The sequence below is a fragment of the Pseudomonas sp. GD04019 genome (assembly GCF_029837695.1).
Classification (GTDB): Bacteria; Pseudomonadota; Gammaproteobacteria; order Pseudomonadales; family Pseudomonadaceae; genus Aquipseudomonas.
This window is the reverse complement of the sequence record NZ_JAOEEA010000003.1, coordinates 73,486-98,503: the sequence shown is the minus strand read 5'-3', so window position 1 is coordinate 98,503 and position 25,018 is coordinate 73,486. Positions and strand designations below refer to the sequence as shown.

The following is a 25,018-nucleotide window of genomic DNA, read 5'->3' as shown; positions in this document are numbered from 1 at the left end:
GCGATGTACGAGGCCTTCTTCGGTCTGCGCGAGAAACCCTTCACGCTGACGCCCAACACCGGCTTCCTGGTGCAGCTGGCGCCCTATCAGGCGTGCCTCAACCTGCTGCGCGTGGCCCTGGGCGAGGGTGAGGGCTTCATCAAGGTGACCGGCGAGGTCGGTACCGGCAAGACCCTGCTGTGCCGCGCCCTGCTCAACACGCTTCCCGGCGAGCGTTACCAGCTGGCCTACCTGCCCAACCCGGGCATGAGCCCGGTCGGCCTGCGCCAGGCCCTGGCCCGCGAACTGCTGATCGAGAACATCGAGGAGCTGGACGCCCAGGCCGTGCTGGATGCCCTGCACTGTCGGCTGATCCAGCTGGCCGCCGAGGGGCGCAGCACCGTGGTGCTGATCGACGAGGCCCAGGCGTTGCCGGCCGCCACCCTGGAAGGCCTGCGCCTGCTGACCAATCTGGAGACCGAGCAGGCCAAGCTGCTGCAGGTGGTGCTGTTCGGCCAGCCGGAACTGGACGCCACCCTGGCCCGCGACGAGTTCCGCCAGCTGCGCCAGCGCATCACTTTCTCCTACCAGCTGCGCCCGCTGGATGTGAAGGACTGCACCCGCTACCTCAACGAGCGCCTGGCCGTGGCCGGTTATCGCGGCGAGCCGCTGTTCGGCCCGCGTGCCATCCGCCATCTGGTGCGCGGCAGCGGTGGCATCCCGCGGCTGATCAATATCCTCGCGCACAAGGCGCTGATGGTGGCCTTCGGCGAGGGCCGGCGCCAGGTCAGCGCCGAGCATGTGCGCCGGGCCCAGCTGGATACTGAAGGCGCGCAACCATTCCTGCGCCGGCGCCCGGCCTGGCTGGGCTGGGGGCTGGCCGCGGTGAGCCTGTCGCTGCTGGCGGCGGTCGGTGCCTGGCCCTGGCTCAGCCAGTGGCGGGAGCTGCTGCCATGAGCCTGGTCAACGACATGCTGCGTGATCTCGAGGAGCGTCGCGCCGCGCCCACCGAACGCCTGGCCCTGGAAGGCCTGCACGCGGTGGACGAGGCCGGTGCCGCGCGACGTGAGCGCAGTGAACGACTGCGCCGGGGCTCCATCTGGTTCCTGGCGGTGATGCTGATTGCCGTGCTGATCGGCGTGATGATTGGGCGGGTGGTCAACGGCCAGATTCCCTGGGGCGGCGTGATGCCCAAGCGCGAGGAGGTACCTGCCGTGCCGGCGGTCGCCGCGCCGCGCCTGCTCGACGTGCTGCCGCAGAACAATGGCCGCAGCCTGACCCTGCAACTGCTGCTGGAGCGCTCGGTGCCTTACCAGCGCACCGAGGAGAGTGGCGCGGTCAGCCTGCGTCTGCCGGGCGTGCAGCTGGCCGGGGAGGCTCAATCCGGTCGCGTGCAGCGCGATGGGCGCAGCCTGTCCTGGCGAGTCGAGGCCCAGGGCCAGGATGTGCAGGTGCTGGTGGTCGGCCTCGGCGAAGGGCTGCAGGTGAGCGATCGCCTGGAGCCGGCCGGCGATCGCTGGCTACTGTGGATCGAGGTGCCCCTGGCCGAGCCCGCCGCCCCGGTGGAGAACGAAGTGGCGCTGGAGCAATTGCCCGCCGCCGCACCGGCCAGCGAGACGCCGATCGAACCGGCGCTGCCGGCCTGGGCCACCGCCCCGGTACCGGCCGCCAATGCTCCCGAGCAGATCGCTGCGCCGCCGCAGGCCGAGCCGCCTAGCGGCCCGCCCGAAGTGAAGATCCAGCCCTACCGGCCGGACGGTCTGGCCAAGGCGCGCCAGGCGATCCAGGCCGGCGACTACGCCAAGGCCATCGTCGAGCTGGAGGAGTTGCAGAAGAGCCGCGGGCGCGACCCGGAAGTGCTGCGCTGGCTGGCCCGCGCCTACCTGGCCGACGGCCAGCAGCAACGCCTGCTCGGCTGGCTGCCGGCACAGCTGGCGCAGATGCCGTACGACACCGAGCTGCGCCTGTTGCTGGCACGCGCCCAGTTGCAGGGCGGCGACACCAAGGGCGCCGTGGCGACCCTGGAGCAGAACGCCCCGGCGCTGGCCCAGGAGCCGACCTATCACGCGCTGCTGGCCGCCAGTTACCAGCAGACCGGGCAATGGCAGGAGAGCGCCGCGCTATACCGGCAGATGGTTGCCCTGCGCCCCAGCCAGTCCACCTGGCAGCTGGGCCTGGCCATCGCCCTGGAGCAGCTCGACCAGTCGGCCGAGGCTGCCCGTCACTATCGCCTGGCCCTGCAGGGGCTGGGGCTGGACGAGAGCGCCCGGCGCTTCGCCAGTGAACGCGCTGCGGCGCTGGGAGGTCGGGGATGACTGAAGACGTACGTCAGCGCAAGGTGCGCCTGGGCGACCTGCTGGTGCAGGCCGGCCTGATCAGCGACACCCAGCTGCAACTGGCCCTGCAGGAGCAGAAACGCACCGGCTCCAAGCTCGGCCGCACCGTGGTCGACATGGGCTTCGTCGCCGAGGTGAAGCTGCTCACCGCGCTGTCCGAGCAGTTGAAGATTCCCTTCATCGAACTCAAGCACTTCAAGTTCGACCAGCAACTGGTGCAGACGCTGCCGGAGGCCATGGCCCGGCGTTTCCGCGCCATCGTCCTGTCGCGCGAGGGTGGTGGCGTGCTGGTCGGCATGTCCGACGCGCTCGACCTGTTCGCCCTCGACGAAATGGAGCGCATCCTCAAGACCCGCGTGCACCCGGCCGTGGTGCGCGAGGCCGAGCTGCTGGCCACCCTCGACCTGGTGTATCGACGCACCAGCGAGATCGCCTCGATCGCCGGCGAGCTGGAAGGCGAGCTGCAGGACAGCGACTTCGACCTGTCCAAGCTCGGCGCCGACAACGTCAGCGATGCGCCGGTGGTGCGCCTGCTGCAGACCCTGTTCGAAGACGCCGTGCAGATGAAGGCGTCGGACATCCACATCGAGCCGGACGAGGGCGTGGTGCGCATCCGCCAGCGCATCGACGGCGTGCTCAACGAACAGGTGATGAAGGAACAGCGCATCGCCTCGGCGCTGGTCATGCGCCTGAAGATCATGTCCGGTCTGGATATTTCCGAGAAGCGTCTGCCGCAGGACGGCCGCTTCAACATCCGGGTGAAGAACCGCAACATCGACGTGCGGGTCTCGACCATGCCCGTGCAGTTCGGCGAGTCGGTGGTGATGCGTCTGCTCGACCAGAGCGCTGGCATTTCCAGCCTGGATACCGGCGGCATGCCGCCGGACATGCTGGCGCGCTTCCGCCGCCTGCTGCAGCGGCCGTTCGGCCTGGTGCTGGTCACCGGCCCCACCGGTTCGGGCAAGACCACCACGCTGTATGCCGGTCTGGCCGAGCTGAACAGCCCGGAGAAGAAGATCATCACCGTGGAAGACCCGGTGGAATACCGCCTGCCGCGGATCAACCAGGTGCAGGTCAACACCAAGATCGAGCTGACCTTCGCCCGCGTGCTGCGCGCCGCCCTGCGTCAGGACCCGGACATCGTGCTGATCGGCGAGATGCGCGACCAGGAGACCGCCGAGATCGGCCTGCGCGCCGCACTCACTGGTCACCTGGTGCTATCGACCCTGCACACCAACGACGCCCTGACCTCGGCCATGCGCCTGATCGACATGGGCGCCGAGCCGTTCCTCGTCGCCACCTCGCTCAACGCCGTGCTGGCCCAGCGCCTGGTGCGCCGGGTGTGCGAGAACTGCATGGAAGACCACCAGCCGCAGCCGCAACAGCTGGCGTGGCTGGAGGCCCTGAACGGTACGTCCCTGGCCGGACGTACCTTCAAGCTCGGTGCCGGTTGCCACCAGTGCCACAACACCGGCTACTCCGGGCGCCTGGGCGTGTACGAACTGCTGGAAATGGACGAAGGCATGATCGCCGCGCTACGGCGCAACGATCCCCAGGGCTTCGCCGAGGCGGCCAAGGCCAGCGCCAACTATCGTCCGCTGGCCGCCTGTGCGCTGGACTATGCGCTGGCCGGCGTCACCAGTGTGGAGGAGGTGCTCAAGGTCTGCGCCACCCTCACCGACGAGGTTCTGGCGTGAGCGGCCGCTCCAGCCCCACTCGCACCCCCCCCTCTCCCGTTTACGGGAGAGGGCCGGGGAGAGGGCACTCTTGTAGCCCGGATGCAATCCGGGGTCGGAGCCGCCTACTTCCCGGATTGCATCCGGGCTACAACGGCGCCGCCGGTCGGTCCCTCACCCCCAACCCCTCTCCCGTGGGGAGAGGGGAGTACCGCCCATGAGCCAGTTCCGCTACACCGGGCGCGATGCCCAGGGTGGCAAGGTCGTTGGCACCCTGCAGGGCGCCAGCAGCGACAGTGTGGCCAGCGATCTGCTGGCGCAGAAGATCACGCCGCTGACCATCGAGGAACAGGCCGAACAGACCGGCGACGATGTGTTCGCCAGCTTGCGCGAGAAGCTGCGCCGCAGGCGCGTCGACCTCGAAGAACTGATCATCTTCTGCCGGCAGATGTACAGCCTGAGCAAGGCCGGTGTGCCGATCATCCGTGCCATCGGTGGCCTGGCCGAGTCGCACCGCAACCAGTACTTCCGCGAAGTGCTGCAGGCGGTGCGCGCCGACCTGGAGGGCGGCATGAGCATGGCCGTGGCCCTGCATGCCCACCCCAAGGTATTCAACACCCTGTTCATCAGCATGATCAGCGTCGGCGAGAACACCGGTCAGCTCGACCAGGCCTTCCGCCAGCTGTCCAGCTATCTGGAGCTGGAGCGTGAGACGCGCAAGCGCATCAAGCAGGCGACCCGCTATCCGCTGTTCGTGCTTGCCGCGATGGGCGTGGCCCTGGTGGTGATCAACCTGTTCGTGATCCCGGCCTTCGCCAAGGTATTCGAACAGTTCAAGGCCGATCTGCCCCTACCGACCCGAGTGCTGATCGGCACTTCGCAGTTCTTCCAGGACTTCTGGTGGCTGCTGGCGATCCTGTTCGGTGGCGCGCTCTACGCCTTCTTCAAGTGGATAGAGACCGACGATGGTGCGTTGCGCTGGGACCGTATCAAGCTGCGTCTGCCCATCGTCGGCGGCATTTTCGAGCGCATCGCCCTGGCTCGTTTCACCCGCACTTTCGCCATGATGTACAAGGCCGGCGTGCCGCTGCTGCAGACCCTGTCGATCAACAGTGCGAGCGTCGGCAACCGGCATATCGGCCAGGCCATCCTCGGCATGCGCGAGGGTGTCGAGCGCGGCGAGGCGCTGACCCGTACGGCGTCGGCCAGTGGCCTGTTCACCCCGCTGGTGCTGCAGATGATGGCGGTCGGCGAGGAGACCGGCGCGCTGGATGATCTGTTCGTCGAGGTGGCGGATTTCTATGAACAGGAAGTGGACTACGACCTCAAACAATTAGCCTCGGCCATCGAACCTATCCTGATCGTGGCCATGGGCGTGATGGTGCTGATCCTGGCGCTGGGCGTATTCCTGCCCATGTGGGAGCTGGCATCGGTGGCCAAGGGCGGCGCGTGAGCCCGGACTACGAGGCCGACTATTGGGTGCGGCGTTCGCGGCTGTTCGGTTGGGGGCTGGCGCTGGTCATGCTGATTAGCGTGGTGCTGGCGTTGGGCTGGAAGATCGCCGAGGTCAGCGAGGAGCGGGCCATGCAGGCCACTCGCGAACACCTGGCCGCCAGTCTGAGTAATTTGGCGGCGGAACAGATGGCGAAGGACCGGACGCTGGACGAGGCATGGAAGAAGAGGAATCCGTTCGTGCTGCTGCGTTGGCAGCAGGACAACTACTGCGGCGAACTGGCCGCAGACGGCGAGCCGCAGAGCGGTTGCTGGTACTGGCTGCAGAACCAGGCCTGGGTGCTGTATCGACCCAGATTCGCCGACGGATGGACAAGGGAAGGGAGTGAGGTGCGCGCCTGGAGGCTGTTGGCGGTTCCCGATGGAATGCCGACTGCGTCACAATCCGGTCGAGGCGCCTTTGCCCTGGAGCTTGAAGCGGTCCCTGCCGTGGAATTGGCCGCGCAAGGGTTTTGAGAACAGAGGAAGAAAGATGAAGAACAGCAAAGGCTTTACCCTGATCGAACTGGTGGTGGTGATCGTTATCCTCGGCATTCTGGCTGCGGTGGCATTGCCACGATTCATGAACGCAACCAAGGATGCCCATGACTCTGCAGTCAATGGCGCTGGTGGCGCATTGGCTTCCGCAGTGCTGCTGGTGCGCTCTCAATGGGAAGTGAATCGCTCCAATGGTACGGATACAACGCCTGATACCGATGTGACGGGTTTTGGCGACGGCACCGTCGATGTGAATACCAATGGTTGGCCAATTGGCACCGGCGGCGCGCTCAACTGCGTGCAGATCTGGAATTCGATCCTGCAGGGCTCGGCCCCCACTGTGGGCACAACGTCCACCCCAGCCGCTCCAGTCGATTATGTTGCGACTACGGCAGGCACAACCTGCACATACACCTATCAACTCGATCCGCCTATCAGCGCCACTACGGGGGATCGGATTGTCTACAACTCCGCGACCGGCACCGTTACTACGACCTTCGTCCGTTGACACGATTTTCTGCAAGAGGAATATCAGATGAATAAGCAACAAAGCGGTTTTACCCTGATCGAGTTGATCATGGTTATTGTAATCCTGGGCATTCTGGCGGCCTTTGCGCTACCCCGGTTTGCCGATCTCGGCGGGGATGCCCGTAAAGCTTCTCTGAAGGGGCTAGCTGGCTCGCTGAAATCTGCAGCAGCGATTGCTCGTTCTGCTCAATTGGCCAAAGGTGACACTTTAGGTACTGCTGTCGATCTGGACGGCACCAACGTTGTGATGGTTAACGGATACCCGCAAGCTCTGGCGGCGGGTGGTATTACTGCCGCTGCCGGCGTTGATACCTCTTCGTACACCGCTAGTGGCGGTGCGGCTGCAGGTGGCTCAGTTGTCACCTATACCATTCGCGCAAACTGCACTGTCACCTATAGAGCAGCTACAGCTGCAACTGATAACACTGCCCCTATCTCAGCCCCTCCAGCAGTTACCGTTACTGAAAACGGTTGTTAAGGATATGCGTGGCTTCACCTTGGTCGAGCTGGTGATGGTCGTCGTGATCATCGGCATCCTCGCCGCCGTGGTGGGGCCGCGTTTTTTCAACAGGCAAGTGTTTGACCAGCGCCTGTATTACGAAGAAGCGCTTTCAGCCGTACGCTACGGGCAGAAGCTGGCGGTGGCGAGCGGCTGTCTGATTCAGGTCAACCTAAACGCTGCAGGCTATAGCGTGCGGCAGGCTGCTGCCTGTACCAGTGGCGCTTTTACTGCTGCGGTACAGGCGCCGGATGGCCAAACGCCTTATGCACGTGCGCTGCCTGCAGGCATCAGCGTCACCGGCAGCACCTTTCCGGTGGTTTTCGGCTCCCAGGGCCAACCTTCAACTGCCGCTACCGCCACCATCGGAACCTTCACCATCAACGTGACTGCGACCACAGGCTTGGTGCAATGAGGCGCCAGGTTGGCATGACGTTGGTTGAGCTGGTGATCACCATCGTGATCATCGGCATTGCCGCCGCTGCGCTGTTCAGTGCCATGGCGGCCATTACGGGCCGTTCGGCCGATCCGTTGCTGCGCCAGCAGAGCCTGGCGATTGCCGAGGCCTATCTAGAGGAGATCCTGCAGCAGCCTTATCTCGACTCCGGTGGCGCGGTATGCCCCGCAGCGCCGGCCAGTCGGGCCAGTTTCGACAATGTCTGCGATTACAACGGGCTGAATGACAATGGCGCGCGCGATACGCGCGGGCAGGCCATCGCCGCGCTGGGCGGTTATGGCGTACGAGTAACCGTCGCACCGCGGGCCTGGGCCGGACTGGCGGCCAGTCAGGCACTCTACGTCCAGGTGACAGTGACGGACCCTGCCAGCCAGCAGCTGGTGCTGGATGCCTATCGCACCTGCTACAACGGCCGTGACCAAAATGGAAACCGCCTATGCCCATGAGAGTCGGCCTCAGGGGATTCACGCTAGTCGAGCTGGTGATGGTGATCGCCTTGGCCGGCCTGGTCGCATTGATGATCAGCACCGTGCTGTCGCGGCCGTTGGAGGGCTTTGCCGGACAGAGCCGCCGGGCCATGCTGGTTGATCAGGCAGCCGGCGCGCTGAACCGCATGAGCCGGGACGTGCGTCTGGCGATTCCCAACTCCTTGCGTGTGGCGGCCAATGGGCAAGCGATGGAGCTGCTGCTGATCCACAGTGCCGGGCGCTATCGGCCCAACCGGGTCGGCAGCGAGGGTCTGCGCTTTTCCAGCGAGGTTGCAGGTTCATGTGGCAGCTCTACCACTGGCGGCCGTTGCGACAGCGTCCAGGTGCTGGAGCCTGGGTTGAACTTGGCAGGCGTCAACTGGATGGTGTTGTACAACATAGGTGCCGTATCCGGGGGCGTTCCTGCACCGGGCAGCAATATCTGGGCATCTACAAACAATCCGGGTGTAATCACCCCGACGGGCACGACCTTTAGCCTGATCGCAGGCGCTCCCGCAGGAGAGAGCCAGATCGCGCTGGGCAATCTACCTAGTACCGGCTTCCGCTTCGCCTTCGCCTCCCCGCAGCGTCGTCTGTATTTGGCCGACGCGGTAGTGGGTTATCGCTGTCAGAACGGCCAGTTGGTCCGCTACAGCTACAGCAATCAGCTACCTCAGACGATTCCGGCCAGCCCGCCTGTCGGGTCGAATCCTCAGCCGGTGGTGGCCAACGTGGCCAGTTGCAGCTTCGTCTATCAACCCGGTAGCAGCCAGCGCAGCGGCCTGCTGACCCTTACGCTCGGTCTGGCCCAGGCTGGCGAGAGCCTGCAGTTGCTGCAACAGGTCCATGTCGACAATGCGCCCTAGGTTCGAAATGCCGCGCCCGAGCGGCGGCTTCGGCCTAGTGGCCGCCATGTTTCTGATCGTCGTCGTCGCGCTGGTGGTGATCACCATGGCGCGGCTCTCGGCGAATCAGCATGGCACCAGCAGCCTGGCCATTCAGCAGGCTCGGGCCTATCAGGCGGCGCGGAGCGGTTTGGAGTGGGCCATCGGGCAGGCGGACATTACCCGTGCGTGTGCCGCGGGTTCGCCAAGCCTGGCAGGTAGCAACCTCAGCGAGTTCACCGTGGTCGTCACTTGTGCCAGCAATGGCTATGTCGACGAGCAGGGCGTGGCGATCACCATTCTCCGCTTCACCGCCACAGCACAGAATGGCGCACCGGGCGGGCGAGTGGACTATGCCTACAGACAGCTAACGGCAGTGGTGCAGCAATGAGCATGTTGCGTCTAATTTCGATAATGCTGGGTATGCTGCTGTCTCTGGACGCCCTGGCGGCGACTTACACTTTCAACACCAGCGGCAGCCCCTTCGTGAGCGGCACACCGTCGATCTGCTCCGGTACTTGGGGGCGCAACGGGGCGGGCAACGTGTTTACCTGCAACGGTCGCATCAGCACCGCTGCGGGCGATGTGCTGAGCGTTTCCACCGTCACCAGCATTACTCTGGTGGCCGGCGATACGCTGACGCTGGCGGGTACCTCGGCCGGCAGCAGCACCGCCGCCATCAGCCTGCAGACCAGCTATGGGGCCATCAGCCTGAGTAACAGCAGTGTTTCGGGCGGTGTCACCGGCGATAACAACATCACCACCACCAGCACCACCATCGCTGGCAATCTGACCAGCAACTCCGGGGTGCTGAATCTCACCGGTGGTCGCATCAATGGAAACGTGCGCACCGCCGGCCAGATCACCACGAGCGGCATCGCCATTGGTGGCACGCTCACCAGCACCAACGGCAGCGTGAGCCTGACTGGCGGTAGCGTGGAGGGCCAGGTACGAAGCGGCTGCTGCGCCGTTACCAGCAATGGCACCAATCTGAATGGCGGTGCGCGTTCGGACTCCTCTTCCATAAGCATTACCGGCGGCACCATCAAGGGGGACTTCTACGCGGCCAACAACCTGGCGACCTTCAGCGGTGTGACCATGACCAGCGGTACTGTTACCGGCGCGAGCAGTGCGACGTTCAGCAACAGTACCTTGGGCAGTCCGACTGCCTATGTCGAGGTGACCACGCAAAGCAATGGCGTGACGCTCAACAACACCACTGCCTATGGCAACTTCAACGCGCCCACCAACCAGACTATTACGGTCAACAGCCCCAGCACGGTGACGGGGAGTTGCCTGCCTACCTCGACGCCGGCCAATGCCTGTTCACCTGGCCCCTTGCTCAGTTGGTCGATGGATGAAACCACCTGGAACGGCGCTGCTGGGGAGGTCAGGGATGCCACACCTAACGGCCTGCATGGTTCCGTGCTGAATGGTGCCAGCCCATCCTCTGCAGCACCCGCCCGTCCGGAAGTGAATGCGATGGGCACCTGCGGCTACGGCAGCCTCTCCAGTGGTTCGAGCCAGTATGTGCAACGCGCGGATGACAGCCTGCTTGATCTGCCTGGCAGTTTCACCATCGGTGTCTGGGTCAAGCCACGCGCACTGCCGGCCTCTGGACTGATGAGCATTCTGTCCAAGGATGAGAACTACGAGTTCCACCTCAATCCCAACGGCACTATCAACTGGTGGTGGCAGACCACCGGCCCTGCTGCCACACGCGAGTTCAACAGCACTGGCACGCTGACCGCTGGCCAGTGGAGTCATGTACTCATTCGTCATGCGCCGGGCGATCAGCGCATCTACATCAATGGCAGCCTGGCTGGTCAGGCGAGCTTCAGCGGTACACCGGTGGTCAACGGTGATCCGCTACAGTTGGGAGCCGATCAGGGGTTGGCCGGGCGCTATTTCGACGGTGATCTGGATGAGCTGCGCATATACAGCACGGCTCTGACCCAGGCGCAGATCACCACGCTGTATCAGGAGCGACATCAGTGCACCCTGCGTTTGCAATGCTTCAACGACAACTTCAACAATGGCAGCCTGGGTGAGGACTGGGCCGTAGCCAGTCGCGGCGCCACGGCTTTTATGCCGACTGTCGACAGCCAGCGCATGCGCCTGACCAGCAACCAGGGCAATGTGTCCACCTCGTCCACTCTGCAGCGTCTGTTCCCAGCAGCGGGCAACTACATCCAGGTGCAGTTCAAGTACTACGCCTACAACGGCAGCGGCGCCGACGGCGTGGCTGTGGTGCTCTCCGATGCGACCGTGACGCCGCAACCAGGGGCCTTCGGTGGGCCACTGGGTTATGGCACGCGTGGCGATGCGGCCAACCCCGGTTTCGCCGGTGGCTGGCTGGGCGTAGGGATTGATGAGTACGGCAACTTCTCAACCGAGGGCGGGCCGGGTGGGCCGGGGCGGCGGCAGGACTCCATCGCCATCCGTGGCTCGGGCTCCGGCAGCACGGGTTACACCTACATCGCCGGTACAGCGGCCGGCCTCAGCCCCGGCATCGATAGCGCCGCCAACGCCAGCGCCGCGCCCGGGCACACCTACCGCATCACACTGGATGGCCGCTTTAGCAACGAGGCGCGGGTGACAGTGGAGCGCGACACCGGCAACGGCTTCGTGGTGCTACCCAACCTGAGTGCGGTCAATGTGCTGGCGGCAGCCCACAGCCAGGCGCCGCTACCCGCGGACTTCTATCTGTCGCTGACCGGCTCCACTGGGGGATCGACCAATATCCACGAACTGGACGACCTGCAGGTCTGCGCCACCAATATCAATCCCATCGGCCAGCAGATCGATCACTTCGAGTTCAGTTACAGCGGCACGGCACTGACCTGCAATCCCCAGCCGGTCACCATCCGCGCCTGCCTCAACAGCAGTTGCAGCAGTCTCTACGCCAACCCGGTCAGCGTCACTTTGAGCCCGGCCAACTACTGGACGGCTACGACGCCGGCCTCTGCTAATGGCAACGTGATCACTTTCAGCGGGGGCACGGCACAGGCGCATCTCAGGGTGCCTACCGTGGGTACGGTCACCTTAGATGATCTCGGCTCGGTGCCTGCGACTAAACCCAACAGCCAGCCGATCTGCTCGACTGCGGGCTGCCAGATCAGCTATGCCAACAGCGGCCTGCTATTGCAGGTACCGAATATGCTGGCGGCCAAGCCCACGGCGGCAACGCTGAGCGCGGTGCGCAAGGCGGATAACGCTCTGCAGTGCGTACCGGCGTTTGCCAACGTGGATCGCATCGTGCAGTTCACTTCCGCCTATATCAATCCGGGTAGTGGCAGCCAACCGGTACTGGTCAATGGCAGTGCCGTTACCAGTGCGACTACCGATGTCAGTCTGCACTTCGATGCGACCGGCACCGCGCCGTTGACCGTGCGCTATGACGATGCGGGGCAGATGAAGCTTACGGCCCGCTATTTAGGCAGCGCTGGGAGTGCAGATGAGGGGCTGGTACTTGAGCAGCGAACTGTTGACGGAGTATTCGTCAGCAAACCCTATGGCCTATGCCTTAGCACCGTTAGCGCCTGCAGCAGTCCGAATGCCAATTGCGCGGTCTTTCCCGGTGGCATTCGCGCCGGTGACAGCTTCCCGCTGACCATCCGCGCGGTGGGCTGGGAGAGCGATGGCGAGGCGTCGACCGCGCAGGCGCTGTGCAGCGGCAATATCACCACGCCGAACTTCCGCCACTCGGGCATCACCTTGAGCAGTGCGGTGCAGGCCCCTATCGGCGGCGCCCCCGGCGCCCTGACGCCCACCAGCTACGACCATGCCCTGGGCAATCAGACCCAAGTCGATGTCGCCATATCCGAAGTCGGCGTGTTCAGCCTGAGTGCCACGCCCACTGTCAGCTACTTCGGCGAGACCGTCGGCGGCGGCAGTCGCGACTTGGTGGGCCGTTTCATCCCTGCTTTCCTGAGCGCCGCCGGCAGTGCCAGCCTGACGCCCAGCTGCGGCAGCGCCCTCAGCTATCAGGGCCAGCCCATGGGGTTCGCCAGCGGTCTACAGCCGACCCTCACCATCACCGCGCGCAACCGTAGTGGCGGTATTACCACCAACTACGACAGAGGCAACGTCAGCCAAGGTGATTTTTGGAAACTGGCGGCGCCCGGTGTCGGCAGCTACAGCTCGTTTACCGGGCTGGCCGCTCTGGATGCGCGCCTGGCTGTTGCGGGAACGGCTAGCCTGAGCGTAACCGGAGTTGGTGACGGCAATGGCGCGCGTACCTACAGTTGGAGTGGCGAGCAACTGCTCTACCAGCCGGCAGCTATGCCCGGTAGCGACGATTATCCTTTCAAGGCCAAGATCCGCCAGCGTTTCTCTGCGACCAGCCTGCAGGAGACGGACCAGGGGCAGGTGGTCTGCCACGGCACCGGTTCCGGCTGCGTCGACTATAGCTACGACTTCGCCGACAACCCGGGCAGCGACGTCCGCCTCGGCCGCCTGCGCATCGGCAATGCCTATGGGTCGGAGCTGCAGGGTTTGAGCCTGCCACTGGCCCTGGAAACCTGGCAGAGCACGGCCGGGGGCAGCTTCCAGCCCGAGGGGCTGGATAACTGCACCACGCCTGCGGTACTGGGTACGGCGCTTCTGGATGGTTACACCGATGCACTGGCGGCAGGGGAAACCACGGCTAGCCTGAGCTGGCCGGTCAGCCCAGCCAGTCGGGCGATATCCCTGAGTGCGCCTGGAGAAGGCAATGCGGGTTCGGTGCAGGTCAGTTTCCCTGCGGCGCCGACCTGGCTGCAGTACCCCTGGACCGGTGCCACGCGCTCGGCGGCGCGAGGCCTGGCCAGCTTCGGTATCTACAAGGGCGCGACGCCACTGATCTTCCGTCGTGAGCTGTATCGCTGACCAGCATCGGTGCGGTCTGCACCAGAACTGAACGTGCCGTCAGGAAGCTAGTCGGCAGTAGCCCCGTGGACTAAGTGCTGCGCTGTCGCCCTCCTGTCCTCCAGGCCCGGGAAAACAGGGCCTCGGAACGCAAAAAGGCCGCCTCAGGGGCGGCCTTTTGCCTGGGGTGTAAAAGAGGGGATTCCCCGGCCTGCCTGTACCAAGGTCCCCAAAACTGGAGTTACCTGATACTAAGCATGAGGTGTGCCAGTTTTATTACGGTGCGCGTTTGGCTGGTTTTCTGCTGTCAGGTCCTCGGCGAAAGCTTGGAGTTGGTGAGCAGCGCACAGGAGAAGGTCATGCAAGACGCGGGTTGTGAGCGTTTGCACGCCCCGTGTCGGACGGTCGCGCGGGTGGGAGAGGAGATGGCTAGGCTCTAGGGAGTCCCTCGTAGTCGGAAGTCGGGCATGAATCGGTTCCCTGGTCTCGCGTTGCTGGTCGCCCTGCTCCTGGGAGAGCAGGCGGTGGCGGAGCACCTGCGGCTGACCGGCGACTCCTGGCCTCCCTTCACCGATCAGCGTCTACCCAACAATGGGTTGGCGGTAGACCTTGTAAGTACGGCGCTGCAGCGTGCCGGGCATACCACGGAGTATGTCGAGGTGCCTTGGGCGCGGGTGCTGCGCGGCCTGCAGCAGGGCGACTACGACGTGATAGTGGCCGCCTGGTACAGCGCCGAGCGCACCCAGTTCGGGCTGTTCTCCGATCCCTATCTGGTCAACCGCATCCGCTTCCTGCGCCGCGCCGGCATGCCCATCGAATACGACGGGCTGGACAGTCTGCAGCCGCACAGCATCGCCGTGGTACGTGGCTACAGCTACGACGCGGCCTTCGATGCCGCCCAGGGGCTGAGCAAGGTGCCGGTGCTGGAGTTCGCCATGGGCGCGCGCATGCTGGCGGCCGGGCGGGTGCAACTGACTCTGGAAGACGAGCTGGTGGCGCAGTACCACCTCAATCGCGACCTGCGCGAGGTGCGCGATGCGGTGGAGTTCGTCGAGGTGCCGTTGAGCGAGAACGGCCTGCACATTCTGGTGCGGCGCAGCCACCCGCTGCACCAGCAGATCGTCCGCGAGTTCAACGCCAACATCGAGGCGATGCGCGCGGATGGCGGCTACCGGCGCATCTTCCAGCGCCACGGCCTGGCCAGCGGCGATTAGCGAGCGATTCCCTCGCCCTTCGGGAGAGGGGGCCCGGAGGGCGGGTGAGGGAGTGGAGTATTGATAGATCACCCCGACCCTCGGCTTTGGCATCCTGCGTCGGCCTAGTTCCCTCACCCCAACCCTCTCCCGGAGGGAGAGGGGGCAGGACCTCAGAGCATCCGTACCCGCACCGCGCGGCCCTTGATCTTGCCGCTCTGCAGGCGCTGCATGGCCTGCTTGGCGAGGTCGCGATCCACCGCGACGTAGGCCTGGTAATCGAAGATGGCGATCTTGCCGACCTTGTCGCCGGGGATGCCGGCATCGCCGGTCAGCGCGCCGAGGATGTCGCCGGGGCGCAGCTTGTCCTTGCGTCCGGCGGCCAGACACAGGCTGTGCATCGGCGGCAGCAGCGCCTCGCCCTTGTCCTTCAGTTCGCCGAGCAGCTGCCAGGTCAGCGGGCTATCCTGCAGCTCCTCGATGGCCTGGGCGCGACTGGCCTCGCTGGGCGCTACCAGGCTCACGGCCAGGCCCTTCTCGCCGGCGCGGCCGCTGCGGCCGATGCGGTGGATATGCACTTGAGCGTCACGGGCCAGCTCGACGTTGATCACCAGCTCCAGGCCGGCGATGTCCAGGCCGCGGGCGGCCACGTCGGTGGCCACCAGCACGCTGAGGCTGCGGTTGGCGAACAGGGTCAGCACCTGATCGCGGTCGCGCTGCTCCAGGTCACCGTGCAGGGCGGCGGCGGAAATCTTCTCCGCCTCGAGAATCGCCGCCAGCTCGTCGCACTGCTGGCGGGTGGCGCAGAAGGCCACCGCCGGCTGCTTGCGGAAGTGGCGCAGCAGGCGGATCACCGCCTCCATGCGCTGCTTGCCGTCGATCTCGTAGAAGCGCTGCTCGATCTGCCCGTCGTCGTGCAGGGCCTCCACCTGAACGCGCTCGGGCTCGCGCAGGAAGCGCGCAGCCAGCTGCTCGATGCCGGCCGGGTAGGTGGCGGAGAACAGCAGGGTCTGGCGGCGCGCCGGGGTCTGTTCGATGACCTCGGCGATGCTGTCGAAGAAGCCCATGTCGAGCATGCGATCCGCCTCGTCCAGCACCAGGGTGTTGAGGCCGTCGAGCTTCAGGGTGCCCTTGCGCAGGTGTTCCTGAATGCGCCCCGGGGTGCCGACCACCACGTGGGCGCCATGCTCCAGCGAGCCGATCTGCGGGCCGAAGGGCACGCCGCCGCAGAGGGTGAGGATCTTGATGTTGTCCGCCGCGCGGGCCAGGCGGCGCAGCTCCTTGGCCACCTGGTCGGCCAGCTCGCGGGTCGGGCATAGCACCAACGCCTGGCAGCCGAAGAAGCGCGGGTTCAGCGGGTGCAGCAGGCCGATGCCGAAGGCTGCGGTCTTGCCGCTGCCGGTCTTGGCCTGGGCGATCAGGTCGCGGCCCTTGAGGATCAGCGGCAGGCTGGCGGCCTGGATCGGCGTCATCTCGGCATAGCCGAGGGCGGCGAGGTTGTCGCGCATGGCGGCGGACAGCGACAGGGAGGCGAAGGCGGTGGTCACGGGGGCGAACCTGGCGGGGAGGGCGGGCGCGAAGTGTAACAGGCCGCGCCGCCCCGCTCCCGCCGTGCCGATCAGACGCTGCGCTTCAGCTCGGCGATGTGGGCGTCCTTGTCCTGCCACAGCTGGCTGACCCAGGCCTGCACGTATTGGCGGAATTCGGGGTCGCCCTCGTAGTCGCCGGCCCATAGCGCCGGGTCCAGCTCGCGGGTCTGGATATCCATGATCACTCTGGGCACCTGGCCACTGATCAGCTTCCAGAAGCCCGGTGGACGCTGGCCGGGGTAGACCAGGGTGACGTCGAGCAGGGCGTCCAGCTGTGGGCCCAGGGCCGCCAGGGTGAAGGCCACGCCGCCCGCCTTGGGCTTGAGCAGGTGCTGGTAGGGCGAGCCCTGCTGGGCTTGCTTGGCCGGGGTGCAGCGGGTGCCTTCCAGGTAGTTGACCACCGTCACCGGCAGGTCCTTGAAGCGCTCGCAGGCGCGCTTGGTGATCTCCAGGTCCTTGCCGGCCATCTGCGGGTGCTTGGCCAGGAATGCCTTGGAATAGCGCTTCATGAAGGGATAGTCGAGCGCCCAGAATGTCAGTCCGAGGAACGGCACCCAGATCAGCTCCTGCTTGAGGAAGAACTTGAAGTAGGGCGTCTTGCGGTTGAAGGCCTGGACCAGCGCCGGGATATCCACCCAGGACTGGTGGTTGCTGATCACCAGGTAGGAGCGGTCGCGGCGCAGGCCTTCGCCGCCGCGGATGTCCCACAGGGTCGGGGTGAGCAGGGCGAAGATCAGCTTGTCGATCTCGGCCCAGGTTTCCGCCACCCACATCACCCCGCGCGAACAGGCGTTGCGCAGGCGCCTGCCCGGCAGCACCAGCTTGAGCAGGGCGATCAGCAGCAGCGGGCCGATCAGGATCAGGGTGTTGAGCAGCAGTAGCAGGACCACACTGCAGGCGGTGAGCAGTCGACGCATGGGGACTCCTTGTCGCGAAGTGGTGCCATGATAGTCGCAGGCGAAAAAATAAAGTCGCTAGTGGCAATGTGCCCTGCGGGGTCCTGGCGTATTCTGCATGGCAGACATCAAACAGAGCAGCGGTTCATCCATCGTGCTTAAACGTATTGCCGTTTCCGAGCTGGTGCTCGGTATGTATATCCACGAGTTTTGCGGTTCATGGATGGACCATCCGTTCTGGAAAGGGCGTTTCCTGCTCGACAACGAGCGTGACCTGCAGCGCGTGCGCGACAGCGATGTGCAGGAGGTGTGGATCGACGTCAGCAAGGGTCTCGATGTGGCGCCGGGTCAGGCTAGCCAGAGCGTCGCCGAGGTCGAGGCGGAAGCCGAGGCGCAACTGCTCGCCGCCGACAGCCGTACCCCGCCGGCGCGTACCAGCCTCGACCAGGAGGTGCAGCGCGCGATCAAGCTGTGCTCGCAGGCCAAGGCGGCGGTCGTGGAAATGTTCAGCGACGCGCGCATGGGCCAGGCCGTGGCCCTGGAGCATGTCGGGGAACTGGTGCGGGAAATCTCCGACTCGGTGCTGCGCCACCCCAATGCGCTGATCAGTCTGGCGCGCCTGAAAACCTCCGACGAGTACACCTACATGCACTCGGTGGCGGTGTGCGCCCTGATGATCGCCCTGTCCCGCCAGCTCGGGCTGTCCGAGGAGCAGGTGCGCGAGGCGGGCGAGGCGGGGCTGCTGCACGACATCGGCAAGATGGCCATCCCCGACACCATCCTCAACAAGCCGGACAAGCTCACCGATGCCGAGTTCGGCACCATGCGCAGCCATCCCGAGGCCGGCGCGAAGATGCTGCTGGACTGCCGCCAGATCAGCGCGCTGGTGCTCGACGTGTGCCTGCACCACCACGAGAAGTTCGACGGTTCTGGCTACCCGCACCGCCTGGCCGGCGAGCAGATCAGCCTGTTCGCGCGGATGGGCGCGGTGTGCGACGTGTACGACGCGATCACCTCGGACCGCCCGTACAAGAAGGGCTGGGACCCGGCCGAGTCGATCCGCAAGATGGCCGAGTGGAAGGGGCACTTCGATCCGCAGATCTTCCAGGCCTTCGTCAAATCGGTGGGCATCTACCCGGTCGGCGCCCTGGTGCGCCTGGAGAGTGGCCGCCTCGGCGTGGTGCTGGAGCAGCACGAGAAATCCTTGCTCACGCCGCGGGTCAAGGTGTTCTTCTCCGCGCGCTCGAAAATGCCGATCCCGCAGGAAGTGCTCGATCTGGCCAAGCTGGCCGGGCGCGACAAGATAGTCGCGCGCGAGTCCGCCGAGGATTGGGGCTTCAAGAACATCGAGGAAATGTGGTCGGGCATCCCGGCCAGTAAGGGCTCGATTTTCGGCTGATCCGCTCGGCTGCATGGCGGTGATTGACGGGCCGGGCGCCATGCGGCACCGTGCCCCGCAGTCACTCAGCCTGCACGGACGCCATGCCGCACATCCTCATAGTCGAAGACGAAGCCGCCATCGCCGACACCCTGGTGTTTGCCCTGCAGGGCGAAGGCTTCACCACCACCTGGCTGAACCTGGCCGAGGCGGCCCTGGAGTTTCAGCAGCGCACCCCTGCCGACCTGCTGATTCTCGACGTCGGCCTGCCCGATATCAGCGGTTTCGAGGCATGCAAGCGGCTGCGCCGTTTCTCCGAGGTGCCGGTGATCTTCCTCACCGCGCGTGACGCCGAGATCGACCGGGTGGTGGGCCTGGAGATCGGCGCCGACGATTACGTGGTCAAACCGTTCAGCCCGCGCGAGGTGGCGGCGCGGGTCAAGGCCATCCTCAAACGCATGGCGCCGCGCGCGGCCGAAGCGGCGCCGGCCGATGGCGGGCCGTTTCGCGTGGATGCCGAACGGGTGCAGATCCACTACCGCGAGCAGTTGCTGGTGCTGACTCGCCACGAATTCCGTCTGTTGCAGGCGCTGCTGGCGCAGCCGGAGCGGGTGTTCGCCCGCGAGCAGCTGCTCGACGCCCTGGGCGTACCGGCCGACGCCGGCTACGAGCGCAACATCGACAGCCACATCAAGAGCCTGCGCGCCAAGCTGCGCCAGGTGGCCCCCGACGCCGAGCCGATCCAGACCCATCGTGGCCTGGGTTACAGCTACAGCCCGAAGAGCGCCTAGGCGGCCATGCGCCCCATCCCGGCCGTGTGGCCGCAGCCCCGCAAGGAGACCGGTATGCGGCAGATCCCTGGGCATCGTGCGGGAGGGCGGGCATGCCGCTAGGCGTTCGCATCTTCCTGGTGTACTTCCTGTTCGTTGGCCTGGCCGGCTGGTTCGTGCTCAGCACGGTGATGGACGAGATCCGCCCCGGCGTGCGCCAGTCCACCGAGGAAACCCTGGTGGACACCGCCAACCTGCTGGCCGAGATCCTGCGTGACGACGTGAAGCACGCGCGCCTGCAGCAGAGCCGCTGGCCAGAGCTGCTCAAGGCCTACGGTCTGCGCCAGCCGCAGGCGCAGATCTGGGGCGTGGAGAAGAGCGCGGTGAGCCACCGCATCTACGTCACCGATGCCAAGGGCATCGTCCTGCTCGACTCCAGCGGCGTCGCCGTCGGCCAGGACTATTCGCGCTGGAACGACGTGCTGCTGACCCTGCGCGGCGAATACGGTGCGCGCTCGACCCGCGAGGACCCGGCCGACGAGAACAGTTCGGTGATGTACGTGGCCGCGCCGATCAAGGATGGCGCGCAGATCATCGGCGTGGTCTCGGTGGCCAAGCCGAACCAGTCGCTGCAGCCCTACATCGAGCGCTCCCAGCGCCGCCTGGGCTGGCTGGGTGCCGGGCTGATCGTGCTCGGCCTGCTGATCGGCGGGGCGCTGTCCTGGTGGCTCAGCGGCTCGCTGCGCAAGCTGACCCGCTATGCCCAGGCCGTCAGCCAGGGCCAGCGCGCCGAGCTGCCGGCCCTGCGCGGCGGCGAGCTGACCCAGCTGGCCCAGGCGGTGCAGAAGATGCGCACCGAGCTGGAGGGCAAGGACTACGTCGAGCAGTACGTGCATACCCTGACCCACGAGCTGAAGAGCCCGCTGGCGGCGATCCGCGGTGCCGCCGAGCTGCTCGAGAGCGACATGCCCGCCGAGCAGCGTCAGCGCTTCGTGGCCAATATCGCCAGCGAGGGTGCGCGCCTGCAGCAGCTGATCGAGCGCCTGCTCAACCTGGCCCTGGTGGAGCAGCGTCAGGGGCTGGAGGAGCGGGTGGCGGTGGAGCTGCACGATCTCGCCGACGGCCTGCTGCAGGCCCAGGCCGCGCGCATCCAGGCCGCGGGTTTGAAGGTCGAGAACCACATCGCCGCCGGCCTGGTGGTACCCGGCGAGCGCTTCCTACTGCGCCAGGCGCTGGCCAATCTGCTGGACAACGCCCTCGACTTCACCCCGCCGGGTGGCGAACTGCGCTTCAGTGCCGAGGTCGCCGAGGGGCGCGTGGAGCTGGCCCTGTTCAACCAGGGCGAGGCGATTCCCGACTACGCCCTGCCGCGCCTGACCGAGCGCTTCTATTCGCTGCCGCGCCCCGCCAGCGGGCGCAAAAGCACCGGCCTGGGGCTCAACTTCGTGCAGGAGGTGGCGGCGCTGCATGGCGGCGAACTGGCCCTGAGCAATGTTCCCGGCGGTGTGCGCACCAGCCTGCGACTGCCGCTGGCCTGAGCGTACCCAGCTCGACCAGAGGAGCCTCGACTGAGCTGGGCTATGCTTCGTTACAGATCGAGCCAGCACCGTGGCTGGCAGAGATCCTGCTTGACGGGGAATAACAATCAGCCCGGGGAGGCGATGCATGAAGACCGTTGCGGAACTGCTCAGAACCAAGCCCAGCGCTTATGTCCACCACATCGCCCCGGAGGCCTCGGTGCTGGATGCGGTCAAGGAGCTGGCCGAGAAGAAGATCGGTGCACTGCTGGTGCTGGCCGGCGGGCGCCTGGTGGGCATCGTCAGCGAGCGCGACTACGTGCGCAAACTGGCCGAACTGGAGCGCGGCGCCTTCGAGGCCAAGGTCAGCGAGATCATGACCGCCGAAGTGATTACCGTCGGCCCGCGTGACAGCGTGCAGCACTGCCTGCAAATGATGACCGACCACCGCCTGCGCCACCTGCCGGTGGTGGCCGACGGTGAGCTGATCGGCATGCTGTCGATCGGCGACCTGGTCAAGCAGACCATCGCCGACCAGGCCAGTCTGATCCAGCAGCTGGAACAGTACATTCGCGGCGAATAGCGTCGTGCCGTAGGGCGGGTGAAGCCCGCGTAGCTAGGCGGTCTGGTCGCGGTTTTCACCCGCCCTACCTCTCGCCACACAAACTCCACACGCTCTCCACAATCCCCGCACGGCGCCACCATCGGCGCCGTCGAGACTCTCCCCACGGTCCAACCCAAGGAGAGTTTCCCCATGAATCGCAACCTGCTGATCAAGCTTGGCGCCATCGCCGCGCTGATCATTCTGCTGATGATCCCCATCATCATGATCGACGGCATGATTGAGGAGCGTCAGGAGCTGCGCGACGGCGTGCTGGAAGACATCGCGCGCAGCTCCAGCCACAGCCAGAAGATCACCGGCCCGCTGCTGGTGGTGCCCTACCGCAAGACCGTGCGTGAGTGGAAGACCCACGACAAGACCGGCGAGCGCTACCTCGAAGAGAGCGAAGTGAGCGGCCGTGTGTACTTCCTGCCGGAGCGTCTGGCCGTCGGCGGCGAGATCGGTACCGAGCTGCGCGCCCGTGGCATCTACCAGGCGCGGCTGTTTCACAGCAACAGCCGCCTCTCCGGCCACTTCGAGGTGCCGGCCAACTTCGGCGTGACCGAGGACCTCGGCGACTTCCGCTTCGGCGAGCCCTTCGTCAGCGTCGGCATCAGCGACATCCGTGGCATCAAGAACAACCTGGTGCTGGAGCAGGGCGAGCGCAAGCTGGCCTTCCAGCCGGGCAGCGCCGACCAGCTGCTGGGCGCCGGCGTGCACGCGCCGTTGCCGATGGCGGTGGCCGATACCCATCAGGCGCAGCGCCTGGACTTCGCCTTCGACCTGCTGCTGCAGGGCACCGGCGAGCTGAGCATCGCCCCGGTGGGCCGCGAGACCCAGGTCGACCTGAGCGCCGACTGGCCGCATCCGAGCTTTATCGGCGAGTACCTGCCGAGCGAGCGCGAGATCACCGCCAAGGGCTTCAGCGCGCGCTGGCAGACCAGCTTCTTCGCCACCAACATGGAGGAGGCCCTGAACGACTGCGCCAATGCCGGCGAGTGCAACGCCTTCCTCGGTCGCCAGTTCGGCGTCAGCTTCGTCGACCCGGTGGATCAGTACCTCAAGAGCGATCGCGCGCTGAAGTACGCGCTGCTGTTCATCGCCCTGACCTTCGCCGGCTTCTTCCTCTTCGAGGTGCTCAAGCGCCTGTCCGTGCACCCGGTGCAGTACGGCCTGGTCGGCCTGTCGCTGGCGATGTTCTACCTGCTGCTGCTGTCGCTGGCCGAGCACATGGCCTTCGCCCAGGCCTATGCCCTGGCGGCCTCCGCCTGCGTGCTGCTGATCGGCTTTTACGTCAGCCATGTGCTGCACAGCTGGCTGCGCGGCGCCGGCTTCACCGCCGCCCTGGCCGGGCTGTACGCAATGCTCTACGCCCTGCTCAGCGCCGAGGACTACGCCCTGCTGATGGGCTCGCTGCTGGTGTTCGGCCTGCTCGCTGCGGTGATGGTGCTGACCCGCAAGCTCGACTGGTACGGCATCGCCAAGCCGACCACCACCCTCGCCTGATCGATACGGGCGCGGCGGTGGCCGCGCCCTTCGAGGAGATCGCCATGCTTCGTCTGATGATGCAATTTTCCGCCTGTTTCGCCCTCGGCCTGGTGGTGGCCGGGATGCTCCTGGTCGGCCTGATGTTCTTCGGCCAGTTCGACCTGATCCACGGTATTAACCTCAGCGGCCGACCGCTGGCCAGCGTCGCCCTGGCGCTGCTGCCGGGCGGCTTCTGGGATGGCCTGACCGGCGTGCCAGACGCCGCCAGCAATTCCAGCGTGCAGTCGTTCCTACAGCTGTGCGTGGCCCTGGCTCAGGTCGCCCTGCTGCTGGCCGCCGGCTTCTTCCGCCTGTGGTACCGGACATGAGCGGCCATGTCGGTCTGCGCGAGGAAGCGCGTCTGGGGCATCTGCTGGCGCGGCGCATCGCCCGCCTGTTTCCACGGCCCTTGCAGCCCGTGACGGTATCGCGCTGGAAGGGGCTGCCATGGCGTTGAAGGCAGGCTCCGCCTGGTACTTCACTGCGGGGCTGATGGCGGGCTACCAACTGGCCTACCTGCTGGCTGTGCTGCTGGGGCTGCTGCTGCCGTCCTGGCCGTTCAACGCCTTCTTCACGCCGCTGGCTATGCTGGGCCTGGCCCTGCAGGTGCCCTACCTGTGGCGCCCGAGCGCGCACAACGGATCGAACTGGCGCCGGGGCGCGTTGCTGGGGGCCGCGGCGCTGGTTCTGGCCTGGTTGTTCTACTGCCATGGAGGGGCGATATGAGTCAGGTGAAGTCCGTCCTGATGGTGATCGCAAAGCTGATCTATCGCGGGGTGATGCTATGGTTCTGCCTGCTCCTGCTGCTCTACATGACCTACAAGATGTTCGAGCGCAGCCATGCGATCGATGTGCTGCCCGCGCAGCTGGAAGTGGACGGCCTGGTACTGGTCGGTGGCGAGAGCGGAATCCGCGAAGGCTGTGGCGTCGCGGTGTTGCACATGTCGCCCCGCCTACGCGCCCGCCTGCAGCGTGAGGGTATGGCGGTGCTGCAAGATGCGCGACAGGCACGCGGCCATGCGGATGATGACTACTACCACTACGCACCCTGGCAGGCGCTGCCAACCCCGGATGAAGGGGGAGGGCTTTCACCGATCTTTCTGGGTCTGCAGTGCGCCGATGCCGATGACGAGCTGAGCACAAGGATCGGCCGAGCCAGTCGGGGCTTCTACACCACCAAACACGAAGGTGCCCTGCTGGTGTTGCCGCAGGAGGGGCTGATCGTATTCGGCTACTTCGGTTGAGTGTCGCGCATCGACGGCCGCTGACTGACGTCGGCAAACCAGGCAGCCAGACCCGGAAAACGCTCGCGCCAGCCCAGCTGCGGCTGGCGAAAATCGAGATAGCCCAGGGCGCAGGCCAGGCCGATGGCGGCGATGTCGAAGCGGCTGGCGAGTTCGGCCAGGCATTCGTTCTCGAAATAGGCCAGGGCCCGTTCGATCTTTTCCTGCTGGGCCGTCTGCCACTGGTCCCAGCGCTTGTCCTCGGGGCGCAGGAAGGTCTCGTAGCGCAGCAGCACGGCGGCATCGAGGATGACGTCGGCCAGCGAGGCCAGGGTCAGGCGCCGCCAGCGTGCACCGCCGGTAGGGATCAACGGCTCGCCGACATGCTGGTTGTCGAGGTAGTCGAGGATCACCCGGCTATCGTGCAGTACCGTGCCGTCGGCCAGGCGCAGGGCGGGAATCTTGCCGGCCGGGTTGTCGTGCAGCACATCGGCACTGGGCGCCACTGGCGTCAGTTGCACCGCATGCAGGGTCACCCGCTCGATCTGCCCGGTCTCGTGGAGCAGCACCAGTACCTTGCGCACGAAGGGCGAGGCGGGGGAGTGGTACAGGGTCATGCTGCTCATGCTGGCTCCTCGTTCGGTTGAGCTGATGCAGCCTA

25 protein-coding genes are annotated in these 25,018 nt (G+C 65.7%); 22 read left to right on the top strand and 3 right to left on the bottom strand.

All coding sequences use genetic code 11. The features are described from left to right. Positions 1-3 precede the first annotated feature (3 nt). The 13 genes from N7607_RS05575 to N7607_RS05515 all read left to right on the top strand — a co-directional run bounded on the left by N7607_RS05575 (position 4) and on the right by N7607_RS05515 (position 14,877). Positions 4-936, top strand: a complete 933-nt coding sequence (locus N7607_RS05575; RefSeq protein WP_279864851.1) for an AAA family ATPase — start codon at positions 4-6, stop codon at positions 934-936. Continuing rightward, complete coding sequence (locus tag N7607_RS05570; protein WP_279864852.1) at positions 933-2,294, top strand: tetratricopeptide repeat protein; 1,362 nt, start codon at positions 933-935, stop codon at positions 2,292-2,294. Before N7607_RS05575 ends, N7607_RS05570 begins: the two co-directional genes overlap by 4 nt. Next, entirely contained in the window at positions 2,291-4,012 is a 1,722-nt protein-coding gene (locus N7607_RS05565) for a GspE/PulE family protein (RefSeq protein ID WP_279864853.1), read from the top strand. Before N7607_RS05570 ends, N7607_RS05565 begins: the two co-directional genes overlap by 4 nt. A gap of 196 nt (positions 4,013-4,208) precedes the next feature. Further along, positions 4,209-5,444 carry a type II secretion system F family protein gene (locus N7607_RS05560; protein ID WP_279869421.1) on the top strand — a complete coding sequence of 412 codons (1,236 nt, stop codon included), beginning with the start codon at positions 4,209-4,211 and terminating at the stop codon, positions 5,442-5,444. Further along, positions 5,441-5,959, top strand: a complete 519-nt coding sequence (locus N7607_RS05555) for a hypothetical protein (protein WP_279869418.1) — start codon at positions 5,441-5,443, stop codon at positions 5,957-5,959. The genes N7607_RS05560 and N7607_RS05555 overlap by 4 nt, the downstream gene beginning before the upstream one ends. Positions 5,960-5,975: 16 nt before the next feature. Then, positions 5,976-6,488: a type II secretion system protein gene (locus tag N7607_RS05550; protein ID WP_279869416.1), complete on the top strand. Its 513-nt coding sequence runs from the start codon at positions 5,976-5,978 to the stop codon at positions 6,486-6,488. A 27-nt stretch (positions 6,489-6,515) separates the two neighbouring features. Continuing rightward, on the top strand, positions 6,516-6,986 hold the full coding sequence (locus N7607_RS05545) for a prepilin-type N-terminal cleavage/methylation domain-containing protein (protein WP_279869415.1): 471 nt from the start codon (positions 6,516-6,518) through the stop codon (positions 6,984-6,986). Positions 6,987-6,990: 4 nt separating this feature from the next. After that, positions 6,991-7,422, top strand: a complete 432-nt coding sequence (locus tag N7607_RS05540; RefSeq protein ID WP_279869413.1) for a prepilin-type N-terminal cleavage/methylation domain-containing protein — start codon at positions 6,991-6,993, stop codon at positions 7,420-7,422. Continuing rightward, entirely contained in the window at positions 7,419-7,910 is a 492-nt protein-coding gene (locus tag N7607_RS05535) for a prepilin-type N-terminal cleavage/methylation domain-containing protein (RefSeq protein ID WP_279924018.1), read from the top strand. Before N7607_RS05540 ends, N7607_RS05535 begins: the two co-directional genes overlap by 4 nt. Beyond that, positions 7,901-8,797 (top strand): type II secretion system protein, encoded by an 897-nt coding sequence (locus N7607_RS05530; protein WP_347881166.1) that lies wholly within the window; start codon positions 7,901-7,903, stop codon positions 8,795-8,797. The genes N7607_RS05535 and N7607_RS05530 overlap by 10 nt, the downstream gene beginning before the upstream one ends. A gap of 46 nt (positions 8,798-8,843) precedes the next feature. Further along, entirely contained in the window at positions 8,844-9,206 is a 363-nt protein-coding gene (locus N7607_RS05525) for a hypothetical protein (protein ID WP_279869409.1), read from the top strand. A 2-nt stretch (positions 9,207-9,208) separates the two neighbouring features. After that, complete coding sequence (locus N7607_RS05520) at positions 9,209-13,684, top strand: DUF6701 domain-containing protein (RefSeq protein ID WP_279869386.1); 4,476 nt, start codon at positions 9,209-9,211, stop codon at positions 13,682-13,684. A 446-nt stretch (positions 13,685-14,130) separates the two neighbouring features. Next, positions 14,131-14,877 (top strand): transporter substrate-binding domain-containing protein, encoded by a 747-nt coding sequence (locus tag N7607_RS05515; protein ID WP_279869383.1) that lies wholly within the window; start codon positions 14,131-14,133, stop codon positions 14,875-14,877. A 152-nt stretch (positions 14,878-15,029) separates the two neighbouring features. Here the strand turns inward: N7607_RS05515 and dbpA are convergent, their stop codons facing one another. Both dbpA and N7607_RS05505 read right to left on the bottom strand, forming a co-directional pair. Further along, positions 15,030-16,403 carry an ATP-dependent RNA helicase DbpA gene (gene dbpA, locus N7607_RS05510; protein ID WP_279869381.1) on the bottom strand — a complete coding sequence of 458 codons (1,374 nt, stop codon included), beginning with the start codon at positions 16,401-16,403 and terminating at the stop codon, positions 15,030-15,032. Positions 16,404-16,474: 71 nt separating this feature from the next. Beyond that, entirely contained in the window at positions 16,475-17,362 is an 888-nt protein-coding gene (locus tag N7607_RS05505) for an acyltransferase (protein WP_279869379.1), read from the bottom strand. 133 nt (positions 17,363-17,495) lie between these two features. Between N7607_RS05505 and N7607_RS05500 the strand changes: the two genes are divergently transcribed. The 9 genes from N7607_RS05500 (at position 17,496) to N7607_RS05460 (ending at position 24,378) form a co-directional block, all read left to right on the top strand. Then, positions 17,496-18,740, top strand: coding sequence for an HD-GYP domain-containing protein (locus N7607_RS05500; RefSeq protein WP_279869420.1), 1,245 nt, complete (start codon positions 17,496-17,498; stop codon positions 18,738-18,740). Positions 18,741-18,823: 83 nt separating this feature from the next. Continuing rightward, entirely contained in the window at positions 18,824-19,510 is a 687-nt protein-coding gene (creB, locus tag N7607_RS05495; protein ID WP_279869377.1) for a two-component system response regulator CreB, read from the top strand. A 92-nt stretch (positions 19,511-19,602) separates the two neighbouring features. Further along, on the top strand, positions 19,603-21,027 hold the full coding sequence (gene creC / locus N7607_RS05490; RefSeq protein WP_279869375.1) for a two-component system sensor histidine kinase CreC: 1,425 nt from the start codon (positions 19,603-19,605) through the stop codon (positions 21,025-21,027). Between the two features lie 127 nt (positions 21,028-21,154). Further along, positions 21,155-21,589: a CBS domain-containing protein gene (locus N7607_RS05485; RefSeq protein WP_279869373.1), complete on the top strand. Its 435-nt coding sequence runs from the start codon at positions 21,155-21,157 to the stop codon at positions 21,587-21,589. Between the two features lie 171 nt (positions 21,590-21,760). Beyond that, on the top strand, positions 21,761-23,113 hold the full coding sequence (gene creD, locus N7607_RS05480; protein ID WP_279869371.1) for a cell envelope integrity protein CreD: 1,353 nt from the start codon (positions 21,761-21,763) through the stop codon (positions 23,111-23,113). A gap of 44 nt (positions 23,114-23,157) precedes the next feature. After that, a complete protein-coding gene (locus N7607_RS05475) occupies positions 23,158-23,463 on the top strand; it encodes a hypothetical protein (RefSeq protein WP_279869370.1) in 306 nt (101 codons plus the stop codon). Further along, complete coding sequence (locus tag N7607_RS05470; protein ID WP_279869369.1) at positions 23,460-23,591, top strand: hypothetical protein; 132 nt, start codon at positions 23,460-23,462, stop codon at positions 23,589-23,591. The genes N7607_RS05475 and N7607_RS05470 overlap by 4 nt, the downstream gene beginning before the upstream one ends. Beyond that, positions 23,582-23,860 (top strand): hypothetical protein, encoded by a 279-nt coding sequence (locus tag N7607_RS05465; RefSeq protein ID WP_279869368.1) that lies wholly within the window; start codon positions 23,582-23,584, stop codon positions 23,858-23,860. Before N7607_RS05470 ends, N7607_RS05465 begins: the two co-directional genes overlap by 10 nt. Beyond that, positions 23,857-24,378 (top strand): hypothetical protein, encoded by a 522-nt coding sequence (locus N7607_RS05460; protein WP_279869367.1) that lies wholly within the window; start codon positions 23,857-23,859, stop codon positions 24,376-24,378. The genes N7607_RS05465 and N7607_RS05460 overlap by 4 nt, the downstream gene beginning before the upstream one ends. Here N7607_RS05460 and N7607_RS05455 read toward each other — a convergent pair. Next, the gene (locus tag N7607_RS05455) at positions 24,366-24,983 is read right to left on the bottom strand and encodes a glutathione S-transferase (RefSeq protein WP_279869366.1); all 618 of its coding nucleotides are present in this window, start codon (positions 24,981-24,983) and stop codon (positions 24,366-24,368) included. The two genes, N7607_RS05460 and N7607_RS05455, sit on opposite strands and share 13 nt — an antisense overlap. Between the last annotated feature and the right edge of the window lie 35 nt (positions 24,984-25,018).